The sequence below is a fragment of the Alteraquisediminimonas sediminicola genome, from assembly GCF_019740335.1.
GTDB classification, from domain to species: domain Bacteria; phylum Pseudomonadota; class Alphaproteobacteria; order Sphingomonadales; family Sphingomonadaceae; genus Alteraquisediminimonas; species Alteraquisediminimonas sediminicola.
This window is the reverse complement of record NZ_JAHXZS010000003.1, coordinates 135,505-150,927: the sequence shown is the minus strand read 5'-3', so window position 1 is coordinate 150,927 and position 15,423 is coordinate 135,505. Positions and strand designations below refer to the sequence as shown.

Annotated in this window: 15 protein-coding genes and 1 riboswitch; of the genes, 12 read left to right on the top strand and 3 right to left on the bottom strand. The window is 63.6% G+C overall.

All coding sequences use genetic code 11. The features are described from left to right. Positions 1-624 carry a 5,6-dimethylbenzimidazole synthase gene (gene bluB, locus K6117_RS08705; protein ID WP_221794025.1) on the top strand — a complete coding sequence of 208 codons (624 nt, stop codon included), beginning with the start codon at positions 1-3 and terminating at the stop codon, positions 622-624. Between the two features lie 34 nt (positions 625-658). Here bluB and K6117_RS08700 read toward each other — a convergent pair whose 3' ends face one another. Together K6117_RS08700 and cobO are read right to left on the bottom strand one after the other, a co-directional pair. Next, the gene (locus tag K6117_RS08700) at positions 659-2,104 is read right to left on the bottom strand and encodes a cobyric acid synthase (protein ID WP_221794023.1); all 1,446 of its coding nucleotides are present in this window, start codon (positions 2,102-2,104) and stop codon (positions 659-661) included. An 18-nt stretch (positions 2,105-2,122) separates the two neighbouring features. Then, a complete protein-coding gene (cobO, locus tag K6117_RS08695; RefSeq protein WP_221794021.1) occupies positions 2,123-2,746 on the bottom strand; it encodes a cob(I)yrinic acid a,c-diamide adenosyltransferase in 624 nt (207 codons plus the stop codon). 37 nt (positions 2,747-2,783) lie between these two features. After that, positions 2,784-2,998, top strand: a riboswitch (cobalamin riboswitch). 98 nt (positions 2,999-3,096) lie between these two features. Between cobO and K6117_RS08690 the strand changes: the two genes are divergently transcribed. Genes K6117_RS08690 through cobJ form a run of 7 tightly spaced genes read left to right on the top strand, consistent with a single transcriptional unit; the run spans position 3,097 to position 11,054 of the window. Then, positions 3,097-3,453 (top strand): DUF1636 family protein, encoded by a 357-nt coding sequence (locus tag K6117_RS08690; RefSeq protein ID WP_343211761.1) that lies wholly within the window; start codon positions 3,097-3,099, stop codon positions 3,451-3,453. A gap of 1 nt (position 3,454) precedes the next feature. Then, the gene (cobW, locus tag K6117_RS08685; RefSeq protein ID WP_221794017.1) at positions 3,455-4,501 is read left to right on the top strand and encodes a cobalamin biosynthesis protein CobW; all 1,047 of its coding nucleotides are present in this window, start codon (positions 3,455-3,457) and stop codon (positions 4,499-4,501) included. Between the two features lie 7 nt (positions 4,502-4,508). Then, a complete protein-coding gene (cobN, locus tag K6117_RS08680; RefSeq protein WP_221794015.1) occupies positions 4,509-7,748 on the top strand; it encodes a cobaltochelatase subunit CobN in 3,240 nt (1,079 codons plus the stop codon). Beyond that, on the top strand, positions 7,697-8,911 hold the full coding sequence (cobG, locus tag K6117_RS08675; protein WP_281422125.1) for a precorrin-3B synthase: 1,215 nt from the start codon (positions 7,697-7,699) through the stop codon (positions 8,909-8,911). Before cobN ends, cobG begins: the two co-directional genes overlap by 52 nt. Continuing rightward, positions 8,911-9,540: a precorrin-8X methylmutase gene (locus K6117_RS08670; protein ID WP_221794011.1), complete on the top strand. Its 630-nt coding sequence runs from the start codon at positions 8,911-8,913 to the stop codon at positions 9,538-9,540. Before cobG ends, K6117_RS08670 begins: the two co-directional genes overlap by 1 nt. Continuing rightward, positions 9,541-10,308, top strand: coding sequence for a precorrin-2 C(20)-methyltransferase (locus tag K6117_RS08665; protein WP_221794280.1), 768 nt, complete (start codon positions 9,541-9,543; stop codon positions 10,306-10,308). Further along, on the top strand, positions 10,305-11,054 hold the full coding sequence (gene cobJ, locus K6117_RS08660; protein WP_221794009.1) for a precorrin-3B C(17)-methyltransferase: 750 nt from the start codon (positions 10,305-10,307) through the stop codon (positions 11,052-11,054). Before K6117_RS08665 ends, cobJ begins: the two co-directional genes overlap by 4 nt. Here the strand turns inward: cobJ and K6117_RS08655 are convergent. Then, on the bottom strand, positions 11,030-11,779 hold the full coding sequence (locus K6117_RS08655; protein WP_221794007.1) for a cobalt-precorrin-6A reductase: 750 nt from the start codon (positions 11,777-11,779) through the stop codon (positions 11,030-11,032). The two genes, cobJ and K6117_RS08655, sit on opposite strands and share 25 nt — an antisense overlap. On the opposite strand from K6117_RS08655, the gene cbiE reads away from it, so the two are divergent. Genes cbiE through K6117_RS08635 form a run of 4 tightly spaced genes read left to right on the top strand, consistent with a single transcriptional unit; the run spans position 11,778 to position 15,419 of the window. Continuing rightward, positions 11,778-12,959 (top strand): precorrin-6y C5,15-methyltransferase (decarboxylating) subunit CbiE, encoded by a 1,182-nt coding sequence (cbiE, locus tag K6117_RS08650; RefSeq protein WP_221794005.1) that lies wholly within the window; start codon positions 11,778-11,780, stop codon positions 12,957-12,959. The genes K6117_RS08655 and cbiE overlap by 2 nt on opposite strands. Beyond that, positions 12,956-13,333 carry a cobalamin biosynthesis protein gene (locus K6117_RS08645; RefSeq protein ID WP_221794003.1) on the top strand — a complete coding sequence of 126 codons (378 nt, stop codon included), beginning with the start codon at positions 12,956-12,958 and terminating at the stop codon, positions 13,331-13,333. The genes cbiE and K6117_RS08645 overlap by 4 nt, the downstream gene beginning before the upstream one ends. Beyond that, a complete protein-coding gene (cobM, locus tag K6117_RS08640; RefSeq protein WP_221794001.1) occupies positions 13,330-14,112 on the top strand; it encodes a precorrin-4 C(11)-methyltransferase in 783 nt (260 codons plus the stop codon). The genes K6117_RS08645 and cobM overlap by 4 nt, the downstream gene beginning before the upstream one ends. Beyond that, positions 14,109-15,419 (top strand): cobyrinic acid a,c-diamide synthase CobB, encoded by a 1,311-nt coding sequence (locus K6117_RS08635; protein ID WP_221793998.1) that lies wholly within the window; start codon positions 14,109-14,111, stop codon positions 15,417-15,419. Before cobM ends, K6117_RS08635 begins: the two co-directional genes overlap by 4 nt. The last annotated feature ends 4 nt before the right edge of the window (positions 15,420-15,423 follow it).

Below are 15,423 nucleotides of genomic sequence, written 5' to 3'. Positions count from 1 at the left end.
ATGAAGTTCAACCAACAAGAGGCCGAAATTTTAGAGTGCATCCTGCGTTGGCGGCGCGATGTGCGCTATTTCCGCACGGATGCGATTGATGAAAGCGTGATCGACGAACTGCAAGCCGCGATGGACCTCGCCCCTTCGGTCGGCAATGCGCATCCGTGGCGCGTCTTCCGCGTCGATTCGCCCGAAATGCGCGCGGCGGTGCGGGCGAATTTCAATCGCTGCAATGCCGCGGCGGCGGCAGATTATAGCGGGCAGCGACAGGCCGATTATCTGCGTTTGAAACTGGCGGGGCTGGATGCTGCGCCGTTGCAACTGACGGTGTTCACGGTCACCGATACGCAAAAAGGCCATGGCCTTGGCCGCCGTTCGATGGCCGAAACGCTGCACGATTCGACAGCAATGGCGATTCATGGGTTGTGGCTGGCGGCACGGGTGCGCAATCTGGGCCTTGGCATGGTGTCGATCCTCGATCCCGATGCGATGGAGCGGCTGTTCGATGTGCCGGAGGGGTGGCAGTTTTCCGCCTATCTGTGCCTCGGCTATCCTGAATTTGAGGATGATACACCCTTGCTGCATCGTGTGGGATGGCAGGAAAACCATGCCTATCCATGGGAGCGACTTTAGGCCCCATCGACATGCAGGATGTTCTAGCCCTTATTTACCGGGCCAACGCCAGCAACCCGTCCACATCGCAATGGGCCTCCAGATGATCGGCCAGCGCATCCAGCACCGATTCAATGCCATCGGCATAGTTCAGACCGGACGGGGCCGCGCCTAATTGGCGCAGAAAGGCGTGGCGAAAGCTGTCGCCCGCAAACATGCCGTGCAGATAGCTGCCCATCACCCGGCCATTGGTGGACATCGCCCCTTCGGTGACGCCATCGACCATCGCAAAGGGGCGGGCGCAGGCAGGGCCGGTCGTTTCGCCCAGATGGATTTCATATCCCTGCATCAACGCGCCGCTCGACGCATGGATTGCCTCGACCTGGCGCAGATGCTTGTCGGGCTGCATCTCAGTTGCGATGTCCAACAGGCCAAGGCCGGGGGTGTCGCCTGCCGGTCCCTCGATCCCTTGCGGGTCGCGCACGACATGGCCGAGCATCTGATAGCCGCCGCAAATCCCCAGCACATGGCCACCGCGCCGCACATGGGCGAGAATGTCGATGTCCCAACCCTGCGCGCGCAGATAGCCAAGGTCGCCGCGCGTAGATTTGGTGCCGGGCAGGATCACCAGATCGGCATCGCCTGGAATCGCCTGCCCCGCCGCAATCATCGTCAGGCTGACATTCGGTTCCTGGCCCAAGGGATCAAGGTCGTCGAAATTGGCGATGCGCGACAATATGGGCACCGCCACGCGGAAACATCCGCCGCCTGCTGTCCGGCGCAGGTCCAGTGCATCCTCGGCCGGCAATTTCGCGGCAGCGGGGAAAAACGGCACCACCCCAAAGCCGCGCCAGCCGGTGCGCGCCGCGATCAGGGCATAGCCATCGTCGAGTAGGCGCGGGTCGCCGCGAAAACGGTTGATGAGGAAGCCGGCGATCAGATGGGCGTCATCGGGGTCGAGCACAGCCTGCGTGCCGATCACCTGCGCAATCACGCCGCCGCGATCGATATCGGCGGCCAGCACCACCGGCACATTCGCCGCGCGCGCAAAGCCCATGTTCGCAATATCGCCCGCCCGCAGATTGACCTCGGCAGGGCTGCCCGCGCCTTCCACGATCACCAGATCGCAATCCTGCTTCAGTCGGGCAAAGCTCTCCAGTACCGGCGCGAGCAGTTGAGGCTTCAACGCTGCATACTCGCGCGCTTTCACCGTGGCGATGCGCCTGCCCTGCACAATAACCTGCGACCCCAGTTCGGATTCCGGTTTCAACAGGACCGGGTTCATGTCGCTATGCAATGGCCGTCCGCAGGCCAGCGCCTGCAACGCCTGCGCCCGTCCGATTTCGCCGCCATCATCGGTCACGGCGGCATTGTTGGACATGTTTTGCGGCTTGAACGGCGCGACCTTCAGGCCCCGCCGCCGCGCTGCGCGACATAGCCCCGCGACCAGCAATGATTTGCCGACATTGGAGCCCGTACCCTGAATCATCAATGCGCGCATGGAACTGACAAATGCCTCTTAAAATTCAACCCCGGCCTGGGCCTTGACGCCCGAACGGAACGGATGCTTCACCAAGGTCATCTCGGTCACCAGATCGGCAAATTCGATCAGTTCCGGCTTGGCATTGCGGCCGGTCAACACGACATGGGTCATGGGCGGTTTTTCCGCCGCCAGAAATTGCAGCACTACTTCTATATCGAGATAATCATAACGCAGCGCGATATTGATTTCATCGAGCAGCACCATGCGTATCGCCGGGTCGCGGATCAGTTCCTTGGCCTTTTCCCAACCGGCGCGGGCGGCGGCAATGTCGCGGGCCTTGTCCTGTGTTTCCCAGGTAAAGCCTTCACCCATGGCGTAAAATTGGCAAAGATCGGAGAAATGGCCCTCTATCAGGCGGCGCTCCCCGGTATCCCATGCGCCTTTGATGAACTGCACCACCGCACAGGGCATGCCATGGGCGATGCACCGCAAGATCATGCCGAAACCGGATGACGACTTGCCCTTGCCTGCCCCGGTGTGGACGATGACCAGCCCTTTGTCGCCTTGCTTGGTCGCCATGATCTTATCGCGCGCGACCTTCTTCTTCGCCATTTTGGCGGCGTGACGCGTGTTGTCGTCCGGGCTGGTATCGGCACTCATGATGGGCTTGCGTTCCTTGACATGACGGGCGCTTTGCTTCAATCGAAACGGCGCTGGTTCCTCTCTATAGACAGTTCTGTCGAGAGGCGAAGAGGGAATGCGACACGGGATAAACCCCAAGCGCAGCCGCCCCCGCGACCGTGACCGGAAAGATCGTTCAACGTCACTGACATACCGTCGGGAAGGCCGAATGATCGTTGGGGAAACCCTGAATCCACAAGCCGGGAGACCTGCCAGCACTACGTCAAACGGGCAGCCGGGGTGTGCTGTGACCGGTCGGAGCCTGCCGCGCGTGGATGTGCGAAGGGTGTCTTGCCGCGCACCCCCAGCCCCCAAAGAAGGTGCAGGCAGTGACCGTGAAATTGTTCGTATGTACGACCTGCCGCGCAGGTGAAACGCTGCAAGACGGCGAATTGCCCCCCGGCGCGCGTCTCCATGCCGCCCTTGTCGCGGGCGATGTGCCCGAGGGTGTTTCGGTCACCCCGGTTGAATGCCTGTCCGCCTGTGGCAATGGCAGCGCCATCGCGTTATCTGCATCTGGCCGCTGGACCTATGTATATGGGCGGCTCGACACCGATCATGTGCCCGATATTCTGGCCGGTGCCGCCGCTTATGCCGCAAGCGCCGACGGCATTGTGCCATGGCGGGAGCGTCCGCAAATTTTCCGCAAGCAAAGCATTGCCCGTATCCCGCCGCTGGAGCGTTAAGATGACCGACCTGTCCAAAATTCCCGTCACCATCGTCACCGGCTTTCTCGGTGCAGGCAAAACGACGCTGATCCGTCATTTGATGGCGAATCCACAAGGGCGACGGCTGGCGGTGCTGGTCAATGAATTCGGCACATTGGGGGTGGATGGCGATATTCTGAAATCCTGCGCCGATGAAAATTGCCCGGTGGAAAATATCGTCGAACTTGCCAATGGGTGCATCTGCTGCACCGTGGCGGATGATTTCATTCCGACGATTGAAAAGCTGATGGCCCTGCCGCAGCGGCCCGATCATATCCTGATCGAAACATCGGGGCTGGCCCTGCCCAAGCCGTTGTTGAAGGCATTCGATTGGCCGAGCATCCGGTCGCGCATCACGGTCGATGGCGTCATCGCCCTTGCCGATGCCGAGGCGGTGGCGGACGGGCGTTTCGCCGTCGATCCCGCCGCCGTGGAGGCGCAACGGCTGGCAGACGACAGCCTTGACCATGATACGCCGCTCGCTGAAGTGTTCGAGGACCAATTGGCTTGTGCTGATCTGGTGTTGTTGTCCAAGGCCGATCTGGTAGATGCGGCACTGCTGGATGCCGCGCGCGCTATCGTGACGGCGGTGTCATCCCGCGCCCTGCCGATCCTGTCGATGAGCGAAGGCGTAATCGACCCGCGCATCGTGCTCGGCCTGAATGCGGCGGCGGAGGACGATATCGATGCCCGTCCGTCGCATCATGACGGCGATGGCGATCATGAGCATGAGGATTTCGATACCGTCATTATCGATCTGCCGGAGGTCCGCAATCCCGAAGCCTTGGCCGAGGCGGTCCGCATTTTGGCCCGCGAACAGCATATTTTACGCGTAAAGGGCTATGTCGCGGTGACGGGCAAGCCGATGCGGATGTTGTTGCAGGCTGTGGGCGAGCGCGTCCGCACCCAATATGACCGCCCTTGGGGCGCTGCACCGCGCCAGACCCGGCTGGTGGTGATTGCGGAACATGACCATGTGGATGAGGCCGCGATCCGCGCTGTGCTTCAGCTGGCGGTGCAAGGGTAAGACGACCATGCATGTGGTCTTCCGCGAAAGCCACGGTCTGGAAGAGACGGAGACCCCTACCGATCTCGGCCAAAGCCCGGCTGAATTGGTGGCGCTGTCCTTTTCCGACAGCGACCTTGGCGCATTCGCGGCCGCTTGGCATGTGAAGAAAGAGGGCCTGCCGAGCTTGCGGCTCGCCAATCTGGCGGCGCTGCGCCACCCCTTGTCGGTCGACACCTATATTGATGCGACCCTGTGCCATGCCAAGGGCATATTGATACGGCTGATCGGCGGCGTCAGCTATTGGCAATATGGGCTGATGCAGGTGCAAATGATGGCCCGCGAACGGGGAATCGCACTCGCTATACTGCCTGCCGATGGCCGAGAAGACCCCCGGCTGGACGAGTTGTCTACGGTGCCGATCTCGACGCTGCGGCGATTGGCGACCTTGTGCGACACGGGCGGCGCGGTGGCGGCGCAGGCGGCGTTGGCGCAATTGGCGATTGCGGCGGGCCTTCCTGCAGCCCCGATCGCGGGTCTGAAAACCATCGCCGAATGCGGCTGGTACACTCCCGGCGCAGGCGTTGTCGTCACCCCGCCTTTGGGCGATGCGCCCATGGTGATCGTGACCTTTTACCGAGCCTATCTGACGGCGGCGGATACCGGGCCGGTCGATGGGTTGATCCATGCCTTGGAAGAGCGGGGCTTTCGCGCCATCGGCCTGTTCGTCCCATCGTTGAAAGCGCCCTCCGCTGCCGCATGGGTGCGGGCGGTGATGGCCGCGCACACCCCCTGTGCCGTGGTCAATGTCACCGCATTTTCCGCGCGCGGCGATGATGGCGTGTCGCCTTTGGATGCAACCGGATGCCCGGTGTTTCAGGTCGCGCTGTCGACGGCGCAGCAAACCGACTGGGCGACGTCAGAGCGCGGCCTGTCGCCGGCCGACCTTGCCATGCATGTCGTCCTGCCCGAAATGGACGGGCGGTTGTTTGCCGGGGTCGTCAGCTTCAAATCGGCGGGAGAGCGCGATCCGGACCTGCAATTCTCTCGCTTTATGCATCAGGCTGATGTTGAACGCATTGCGGCGGTGGCCGATCGGGTGGCGGCATGGCACCGGTTGGGGGTGACGCGCCCGCGTCAGCGGCGACTGGCGCTAATCCTGTCCACCTATCCGGGGCGCGCAGACCAGATGGCCCATGCCGTCGGGCTGGATGCCTTGGCGTCGGCAGAGGCGATCATCGCGCGTTTGGCGGCGGTTGGCTACAGTGCGGCAGCGAGTGATCGACCCTTGGCCGATGCATTGCTGGCGGATCGGTTGAATTGGCCGCTCGATCAATATCGCGCCGCCCTTGCCCGCCTGCCGATCGCATTACAATCCGCATTGACCACGGCATGGGGGCCACCGGAATCGGACCCGCAGGTGCGGGACGGCGCGTTCTATTTCCCCGCCGTACGCCGGGGTGAGATGCTGGTCGCATTGCAGCCTGAACGCGGCGACATGACCGGGCGCGAGGCCGATTATCACGACCTTTCCCGCACGCCGCGCCATGCTTATGTCGCCTTTTATCTCTGGCTGAAGGCGCAGGGCTTGCATGCGCTGGTGCATATCGGCGCGCATGGCACGCTCGAATGGTTGCCGGGCAAGGCGGTCGCATTGTCGGGCCAATGCTGGCCTGAGGCGCTGTTGCAGGGCCTGCCGGTCATCTACCCCTTTATCGTCAACGATCCCGGCGAAGCGGCGCAGGCCAAGCGCCGGATTGGCGCGGTGACCTTGGGTCATTTGCCGCCGCCGCAACTGGCCGCCCAAGTGCCGGACCGCTTGCACCGGCTTGAACGGCTGTTGGACGAATATTCCACCGCGGAAGGGATCGATCCGGCGCGGCGCGATCGGCTGATCGACGCCATTCGCGCCGAGGCGCAAGCCGCCGGGGTCGAGGAGGATCTGGGCATAAAGCCAAACGCCAGTATTGCCGAGGCCATCGTGCGGATCGACCGCTTCGTTTGCGACATCAAGGAAAGTCAGTTCGGCGATGGGCTGCATGTCTATGGCGAGGGCGAGGGCGAATTTGACGGGTTGTTGACCGCACTGGCCGGACACCGGGTGGATGCGGGGCCGTCCGGTTCCCCCTATCGCGGGCGCACGGATGTATTGCCGACGGGGCGCAATCTTTATGCCGTCGATCCGCGCATTGTGCCGAGCCGGGTGGCCCATGGGCAGGGGGTGCGGCTGGCGGAGGAATTGCTGCGCCGTCATTTGCAGGATCATGGCGATTGGCCGCGCGGCCTTGTCATCGATTTATGGGGATCGGCGACGATGCGCACGGCGGGCGAGGAATTCGCCATGGCCCTGCATCTGGCGGGCGTCGCGCCAAAATGGGATGTCGGGTCGGAACGCGTATCCGGGTTCGAGATTATCACGCCCGCCCTGTTGGGGCGGCCGCGCATCGATGTGACATTGCGGGTGTCCGGCCTGTTTCGCGATGTCTTTCCCGGCCTTGCCCAATTGTTCGAGGCGGCGGCGGAAGCCTTGGCCTTGCGCGACGAACCGGCAGAAGAAAACCCCTATGTCGCCCGCACCCCACGCGTTTTCGGGCCAAAGCCGGGATTATATGGCCTTGCCATGGGGCAGGCGCTGGAGGATTACAGCGATGCGGGCCGCGAAACTGCGGGCGAGGCGTGGCTGAACAATTCAGCATGGGCCATTGGCGCGAATGCCGAAATCAAACAGGATCGCGCGGCGTTGGAAGACCGGCTGCGGCAGATCGACTGCTTTGCCCATGTGCAGGACCTTGCGGAAACCGATGTACTGCTTGCGCCCGATTATGCCGCGCATGAAGCAGGCATTGTCGCCGCGCTGGCCCGGCTTGGCGTGGATGCCCCCGCGCTTTACCATATCGACGCGACGCGTGCGGATGCACCACAGGCGCGTTCCTTGCGTGAAGAACTGGCGCGGGTCGTGCGCGCGCGCGCAGCCAATCCGGATTGGGCCAGCGGCATGATGCGGCACGGTTTTCGCGGCGGAGCGGAAATTGCGGCCACTTTGGATAATCTGGCGGCTTTTGCCCATCTTGGCCGCGATGTGCCCGCGCATCTGTTCGATCTGTATTTCGATGCGACGCTGGGTCGGGCGGACCTTGTCGAATTTATGGAACGGGAAAATCCGGCGGCGCTGGCGGCGCTGCGCGATCGGTTCCGAGCCTTGCGTGATGCGGGCCTATGGGCCACGCTCCGCAATTCCATCGCCGCCCTGTTGGGAGAAGCGCCATAGCCGCGCCCATCATTCAGGGCTGGTGCCCCGGCGCATTGCGCCCGATGCAGTCCGGCGATGGTCTGGTGGTGCGCGTGCGCCCGCATGGCGGACGGTTGACACAGGCACAGGCGGCGGGGATCGCCACGCTGGCGGCGCAATATGGCAATGGCCTGATCGACCTGTCCGCACGCGCCAATGTCCAGTTACGCGGGGTGCGGGCCGACACCCACGCACCGTTGATTGCGGGCTTGGCCGATCTGGGCCTGATCGACCCCTCGCTCGAAGCCGAAACGCGGCGCAATGTCATCGTCACGCCCTATTGGCAGCATGACGACGGCACCGCAGCGGTGACGGCCCAATTGATCGAAGCCCTGCGGGAAGATGATGACCTTGCCTTACCGGGCAAATTCGGTTTCGCCATTGATACTGGACTGCACCCGGTGCTTCGCAACATTTCGGCGGACATCAGATGCGAGCGCGATGGCGCGGGGCGCCTGCTTTGCCGCGCCGATGGCGCGACGCATGGCGCGTTGATCGCGCCGGAGGATGTCGCATCGACCGCCCTCGCGCTGACCCGCTGGTTCCTTGACAGCGGCGGGGTGAAGAATGGGCGCGGTCGCATGGCGGCGCATCTTGCCGCTGGGGCGCAATTGCCCGCCATATTTGCCGCATATCCGGCGCAGATACTCCCATCCGCGCCGATCCCGCGCCCCGGCAGGGTGGCTGGCGGCTTCATGGTCGGCCTTGCCTTTGGCCAGATGGAGGCCCCGACAATGGCGGCGCTGGCCGATCTGGCCACGCTGCGCATCACGCCATGGCGGATGGTCCTGTTGGAAGGGGTAGAGCATGCTCCCGATCTTCCCGGCCTAATCGTTGAAGCGGATGATCCCTTGCTGCGCGTCATTGCCTGCCCCGGCGCGCCCGCCTGTTTGCAAGCCTTGCAACCGACGCGCCCCATCGCCACGGCACTGGCCCCGTATCTGCCCGCTGATGCCTTGTTGCATGTCTCCGGCTGTGCCAAGGGCTGCGCCCATCCACAGGCTGCACCTTTGACGCTGGTCGCCGGGGCGGACGGGTTCGACCTGATTCGCGCTGGCCCTGCCGATGGCGGTCCGGCCCTTTGTCACTTGACCTATGATCAATTACGGTCCCACCCAGACCTGCTGACGGAATATTGTTGATGCCTCATATTTACGAAACCGACGGTGCGGCTATTTACCGCCAGTCCTTTGCGACGATCCGGGCCGAGGCAGATCTTGGCCGCTTCACCCCGGAAGAGGAAATCGTCGTTGTGCGGATGATCCATGCGGCGGGGATGGTCGGGCTGGAGGATCATGTCGCCTTCACCCCCAGCATGGCGATTGCGGCCCGTGCTGCGCTGGAGGCGGGTGCGCCGATCCTGTGCGATGTCCGCATGGTGAGCGAGGGCATCACGCGCGCGCGCCTGCCTGCGGGCAATGATATCATTTGCACATTGAACGAACCGGGCGTGCCGGATCTGGCGCGCCAGATGGGCAATACGCGATCTGCGGCGTCGCTTGAATATTGGCGGCCCCATCTGGCCGGGGCGGTGGTCGCCATCGGCAATGCGCCGACGGCCCTGTTCCATCTGCTGAATATGCTGGAAGACCCGGCCTGTCCGCGCCCGGCCGCGATCATCGGCTGCCCGGTCGGCTTTGTCGGGGCAATGGAATCGAAAGCGGCATTGATGGCAGCGGCGCCCGTGCCTGCGATGGTCGTCAGCGGGCGGTTGGGCGGGTCGGCGATCACGGTTGCGGCCGTCAATGCCCTTGCCAGCAGGAAGGAATAGATTGTGGGCAAGATCATTTGCACCGGCCTTGGCCCCGGCGATCCCGACCTGATGAGCGTGCGCGCCGACAGGCTGATCCGCAATGCGGCGCATATCGCCTATTTCCGCAAGGCCGGGCGGGCGGGACAGGCGCGACGCATCGTCGCGGACATGATTGCACCGGATGCGACCGAATATGCGATGGAATATCCGGTCACGACCGAATTGCCGTTCGATAGTCCCGCCTATCGCGATGCGCTGGCGCATTTCTATGATGACTGGGCCGATCGCCTTGCCCTGTTGGCCCGCGATGTCGATATCGTCGTATTGTGCGAGGGCGACCCCTTTTTCTATGGCTCCTTCATGCATCTGCACAGCCGTTTGCAGGGCCGCGCCGAGGTGGAGGTGATCCCCGGCATCACCGGCATGACCGGCTGTTGGAACGCGACCGACATACCCATCACCTGGGGCGATGATGTGTTGTCCGTGCTGATGGGCACCTTGCCCGAGGCGGATCTTGTCCGGCACATGCAGTCGGCGGATGCGCTGGTGGTGATGAAGACCGGGCGCAACTTGCCAAAGGTCCGCCGCGCCCTTGCCGCCGTCAACCGACTTGCGGATGCGTGGCTGGTTGAACGCGGCACCATGCCGGGGCAGCGGGTGATGCGGCTCGAGGATACGGGGGACGAAGACTGCCCCTATTTCGCGATCGTGTTGGTCCATGGGCAAGGGCGGCGGCCAGAGATTCAGGCGGAAAGACGCGCGGCAATCAATATGGTGGGGACATGAGTGGCGGTGTGAATGGCGGCTGGCTGGCGGTCGCGGGGCTTGGCCCTGGCGATGCGGCGCTGGTGACACCCGCAGTGTCGTCGGCGCTGGCGGCGGCGACCGATGTGGTCGGCTATATCCCTTATGTCGCCCGCATCGCCCCGCGCGAGGGATTGACGCTCCACCCCTCCGACAATCGGGTTGAACTGGATCGCGCGCGCCATGCGCTGGAAATGGCGGCGGCGGGCAAGCATGTGGTGGTGGTATCATCTGGCGATCCCGGCGTATTCGCGATGGCCGCCGCGATTTTCGAGGCGTTGGAACAGACCCCGCAATTCCAGCAGCTTGATATCCGCATTCTGCCCGGAATTACCGCGATGCTCGCCGCCGCCGCCCGCGCGGGCGCGCCTTTGGGGCATGATTTTTGCGCCATCAACCTATCGGATAATCTGAAGCCTTGGGATCTGGTGGAACGCCGATTGCGCCTTGCTGCACAGGCTGATTTCGCCATGGCCTTTTACAATCCGCGTTCCAGCAGCCGCCCGCACCAGTTCGCCCGCGTGCTGGAGATATTACGCGAGGAATGCGGGCCGGATCGGTTGATCCTGTTCGCCCGCGCTATTTCGACGCCGCAAGAAGAGATCAACAGCACGACCTTGGGCGAGGCTACACCCGATATGGCCGATATGCGGACCGTGGTGCTGGTTGGCAATGCCGCCACGCGCCGGGTCGGGCGTTATATCTATACGCCGCGCAGCGCCAAATGATCGAGCCACTTCATCGCATCTGCCACTGTACGGGCAATGTGTCGTTCCGGCAGGGCGGGGCGGTCGATCAGTATGACCGGCAGATTAAGCGCCCTCGCCGCATCCAGCTTGGCCCGCGCGCCCATGCCGCCTGCATTTTTCGCCACGATATGCGTGATGCGATGGGCCTTAATCAGGGCGAGATCATCCTCAAAGGTAAACGGTCCGCGCGCGATGACCGCTACGGCATCGGGCATTGGCAGGCCGTGCGTCGGCGGATCAATCAGGCGCAACAGATAATGATGCTGTGGCCGTTCGGCAAAGGCGGGCAGCAATTGCTTGCCGATCGCCAGAAACACGCGGGCGGGCGCATCTGGCAGGGCGGCGGCGGCGGACGCCACATCCGCAACCGATTGCCAGTTATCACCGGGTTCGGCCCGCCATGGCGCGCGTTCCAAGGCGATGAGCGGGACATGGGCAAGGGCGCAGGCATCAACCGCATTGCGGCTCATCTGCGCGGCAAAGGGATGGGTGGCATCGATCACATGGCTGATCTTTTCTCTGACCAGATAATCGGTCAGGCCCGCAACGCCGCCAAAGCCGCCCACCCGCAATTGCAGGGGCTGGGTAATGGGCGTGGCGGTGCGGCCGGCATAGGAAAACACAGCATCAATGCCCGCTTCGGCAAGGGCGCGGGCCATTTGGCTGGCTTCGGTCGTGCCGCCCAGCAAAAGGACGCGGATCATGGCTGAACCCTGGTTGACAGTGATCGGGATTGGCGAAGATGGCATGGCGGGCCTGTCAGATGCAAGCCGCGCCGCGCTGGACCGCGCGGAAATCGTCTTTGGCGGGCCGCGCCATCTAACGCTGGCCGATGCGGGCAAACGCGGGCGGGCGTGGCCGGTGCCGTTTTCAGTTGAGCCGGTATTGGCCGAACGCGGACGACGGGTGGCGGTGCTGGCATCGGGCGACCCTTTCTGGTTCGGCGCGGGCGCGAGTCTTGCCCTCCATCTGGAACCGGGGGAATGGGTCGCCTATCCGTCGCCGTCGACCTTTTCGCTGGCGGCGGCGCAATTGGGATGGCGGCTGGAAGAGGTGGTGTGTCTCGGGTTGCATGCCGCGCCGTTTGAACGGCTGGTGCCAGTGTTGGGCGCAGGACGACGGGCAATCTGCCTGTTGCGCGATGGCGCGGCTGCGGGCGCATTGGCCGCATGGCTGACGACACAGGGCTATGGCGCGTCCGTATTGCAGGTCATGGAGGCGCTGGGCGGGCCAAATGAACGGGTTCGCACCGTGACGGCGGCGGGATTTGATCTAGGCGATGTCGCGGCCCCGGTGGCGGTGGCGGCGGTCATGGCGGGGCCATCCGGCCTGTCGCGGGCTTCCGGCCTAGCGGATTCGCATTTTGCGCATGATGGACAAATCACGAAACGCCCGGTGCGCGCGCTGACCCTTTCCGCCCTTGCGCCGCGTGCGGGCGAATTGCTGTGGGATATTGGCGCAGGTTCCGGCTCGGTTTCGGTCGAATGGTGTCTGGCAGGCGGGCGGGCCATGGCAATTGAGGCCCGCGCCGATCGTGCTGTGAACATCCGCGCCAATGTACGGAAATTCGGCCTCGACCATGTCCTGCAGGTGGTGGAGGGTAAGGCACCCGATGCCCTGTCCGGCCTGTCATTGCCGGATGCCGTCTTTATTGGCGGCGGCGGCAATCAGGCGTTGCTGGAAAAATTATGGGCATTGTTGCCTGCTGGCACGCGACTGGTCGTCAATGGGGTGACGCTGGAAACCGAAATGCTGCTGGCCCAATGGCACGCCCTTCATGGCGGCGAATTGCTGCGGATCGAATTGGCGACTGCCGCCCCGCTGGGCGGCATGCGGGGCTGGTCGCCTGCTCGGCCGGTCGTGCAATTGAGCGCCGTGCGATGAGGGTTGCAGGCGTCGGTTTCCGCAGTACCGCAAGTCTGGCGTCGCTGCATGAGGCGTTGATGGCGGCGGGCGGGCCGGATGGGGTGAGGTTGATTGCCACCGTTATGGAAAAGGCGGATGCGCCTGTATTGCTGGCGCTTGCCGATATGCTCCGCATCCCCATACAGGGAGTGGCCGGTGATGTGCTGGCCGATATCGCCACGCCGACCCATTCCCCTCATGTCGCGGCGCGGTTCAAAACAGGCAGTGTCGCAGAGGCGGCGGCGCTGTCGGCGGCGGGCAAAGGTGCGCGGCTGTTGTCGCCACGGGCGGTATCGCGCGACGGCATGGCGATGGCCGCAATTGCTGAGATTGCAGAAAGGAATGAGGCATGACGATACATTTCATCGGTGCAGGTCCGGGGGCGCCGGATCTCATCACGCTGCGCGGGCGTGATCTGATCGCGACCAGCACGGTCTGTCTTTATGCCGGTTCGCTGGTGCCTCTGGCATTGCTGGATTATTGCCCGCCCGGCGCGCGTATCGTGAACACCGCGTCCTTGTCTCTCGATGAAATCACCGCCGAGTTCGAGGCTGCCCATCGCGCAGGTCATGATGTCGCGCGGCTTCATTCCGGCGACCTGTCGGTCTGGTCGGCCATGGGGGAACAATTGCGCCGCTTGCGCGAACTGGGGATTCCTTATGATGTGACGCCCGGCGTGCCTTCCTTCGCAGCAGCAGCAGCGGCGCTGGGGGCCGAGCTGACCTTGCCGGGGGTGGCCCAGTCCGTCATCCTGACGCGCACCTCCGGCCGCGCCACCGCTATGCCGCAGGGGGAGGCGCTGGCTGCTTTTGCTGCCACGGGGGCGACGTTGGCGGTGCATCTGTCAGTGCATGTGCTGCATCGCGTGGTAGCTGAACTGACGCCTTATTATGGTGGGGATTGCCCGGTCGCGATCGTGTGGCGGGCGAGTTGGCCAGATGAACGGATCGTGCGCGCGACACTGGATACGCTGGAAACGGCGGTGGGCGCGGAAATGGAGCGTACGGCGCTGATCCTGGTAGGGCGAGCAATCGGGGCGACGCATTTTGACGAAAGTCGCCTTTATGCCGGCGATTATGATCGTCGATTCCGCCCGGTGGGGACGGAACCTCGTTTCCCGGACGCGGCATGACCTGTCCTGGCCTGATTATTTCGGCGCCTGCATCGGGCACGGGCAAGACGATGGTGACGTTGGGCCTGTTGTCGGCCTTTCGCGCGCAGGGCCTTGTGGTGCAGCCGTTCAAGAACGGCCCGGACTATATCGACCCGGCCTTTCACACCGCGGCATCCGGGCGGAAATCGGTCAATCTCGACACTTGGGCGATGAGCGCGGACAGGATTGAAGGCCTGTCTGGTGCGGCCCATGACGCCGATCTGATCGTGGCTGAAGGGTCGATGGGCCTGTTCGACGGGGTGGCAAATACGGGCGAGGCGGGCAATGGCGCAAGCGCCGAATTGTCCGCATTGACGGGCTGGCCGGTGGTGCTCGTGCTGGATATTTCCGGTCAGGCCCAGTCGGCAGCGGCGGTTGCCCTTGGCTTTGCCACTATGTCACCGGATGTGCGTTTGGCCGGGGTAATTCTGAACAAAGTCGCTAGCCCGCGGCATGAGGCATTGGCGCGCGCGGGAATGGATAGGGTGGGCATCCGCGTGTTGGGCGCATTACCGCGTCGCGATGCGATTGCTTTGCCGGAACGGCATCTGGGGCTGGTGCAGGCAGAAGAACAGCCGAGATTGCAACAGATTCTGGACGATGTGGGCGCGTTCATTGCGGCGCATGTCGATCTGGATTGTTTGCGCGCCTTGGCGGGTAGTCGCATCGCCACGGACCAGCCCGCCCTGCCGGTGACGCCGCCGGGCAATCGGGTGGCGTTGGCCCGCGATGCTGCTTTTTCCTTCATATATCCGCATTTGATCACTGGCTGGCGTATGGCGGGGGCAGAAATACTGCCTTTTTCGCCGTTGGCCGATGAAGTGCCGGATGACAGCGCCGATGTCTGCTGGCTGCCCGGTGGTTATCCCGAGCTCCATGCCGGCACCTTGGCTACCGCCGGGCGGTTTCGCAAAGGGTTGCGCCGCTTTGCCGAAACAAGACCGGTGCATGGCGAATGCGGGGGCTATATGGCGATGGGCGCAGGGCTGGTCGATGCACAGGGCGTACAACATGCAATGGCGGGGTTGCTGCGTCTGGAAACCAGCTTTGCCAAGCGTCGGATGCACCTTGGCTATCGCCTCGCCCGTTTGAAATCCTCCATTCCGGGCCATGCAACCGGGGCGCGGCTGCGCGGGCATGAATTTCATTACGCGACGATCCTCGATCAGCCGGATCCGCCGCTGGCCGATGTGGTGGACGCCAATGGGCAGGCTGTAGATGAAACCGGGTCGCGGCAGGGGCTTGCAACAGGCACGTTTTTCCACCTGATCGTGCCTGCATCATGACCGG

What these genes read in the sequence shown, in the direction of transcription:
- cobO (WP_221794021.1), bottom strand. Translation starts at nt 2,746, where the DNA reads ATGAGTGCCGATACCAGCCCGGACGACAACACGCGTCACGCCGCCAAA.
- cobG (WP_281422125.1), top strand. Translation starts at nt 7,697, where the DNA reads ATGGGCCACGCTCCGCAATTCCATCGCCGCCCTGTTGGGAGAAGCGCC.
- cobJ (WP_221794009.1), top strand. Translation starts at nt 10,305, where the DNA reads ATGAGTGGCGGTGTGAATGGCGGCTGGCTGGCGGTCGCGGGGCTTGGC.
- K6117_RS08700 (WP_221794023.1), bottom strand. Translation starts at nt 2,104, where the DNA reads ATGCGCGCATTGATGATTCAGGGTACGGGCTCCAATGTCGGCAAATCA.
- K6117_RS08655 (WP_221794007.1), bottom strand. Translation starts at nt 11,779, where the DNA reads ATGATCCGCGTCCTTTTGCTGGGCGGCACGACCGAAGCCAGCCAAATG.
- cobN (WP_221794015.1), top strand. Translation starts at nt 4,509, where the DNA reads ATGCATGTGGTCTTCCGCGAAAGCCACGGTCTGGAAGAGACGGAGACC.
- K6117_RS08670 (WP_221794011.1), top strand. Translation starts at nt 8,911, where the DNA reads ATGCCTCATATTTACGAAACCGACGGTGCGGCTATTTACCGCCAGTCC.
- cbiE (WP_221794005.1), top strand. Translation starts at nt 11,778, where the DNA reads ATGGCTGAACCCTGGTTGACAGTGATCGGGATTGGCGAAGATGGCATG.
- K6117_RS08645 (WP_221794003.1), top strand. Translation starts at nt 12,956, where the DNA reads ATGAGGGTTGCAGGCGTCGGTTTCCGCAGTACCGCAAGTCTGGCGTCG.
- cobM (WP_221794001.1), top strand. Translation starts at nt 13,330, where the DNA reads ATGACGATACATTTCATCGGTGCAGGTCCGGGGGCGCCGGATCTCATC.
- bluB (WP_221794025.1), top strand. Translation starts at nt 1, where the DNA reads ATGAAGTTCAACCAACAAGAGGCCGAAATTTTAGAGTGCATCCTGCGT.
- cobW (WP_221794017.1), top strand. Translation starts at nt 3,455, where the DNA reads ATGACCGACCTGTCCAAAATTCCCGTCACCATCGTCACCGGCTTTCTC.
- K6117_RS08635 (WP_221793998.1), top strand. Translation starts at nt 14,109, where the DNA reads ATGACCTGTCCTGGCCTGATTATTTCGGCGCCTGCATCGGGCACGGGC.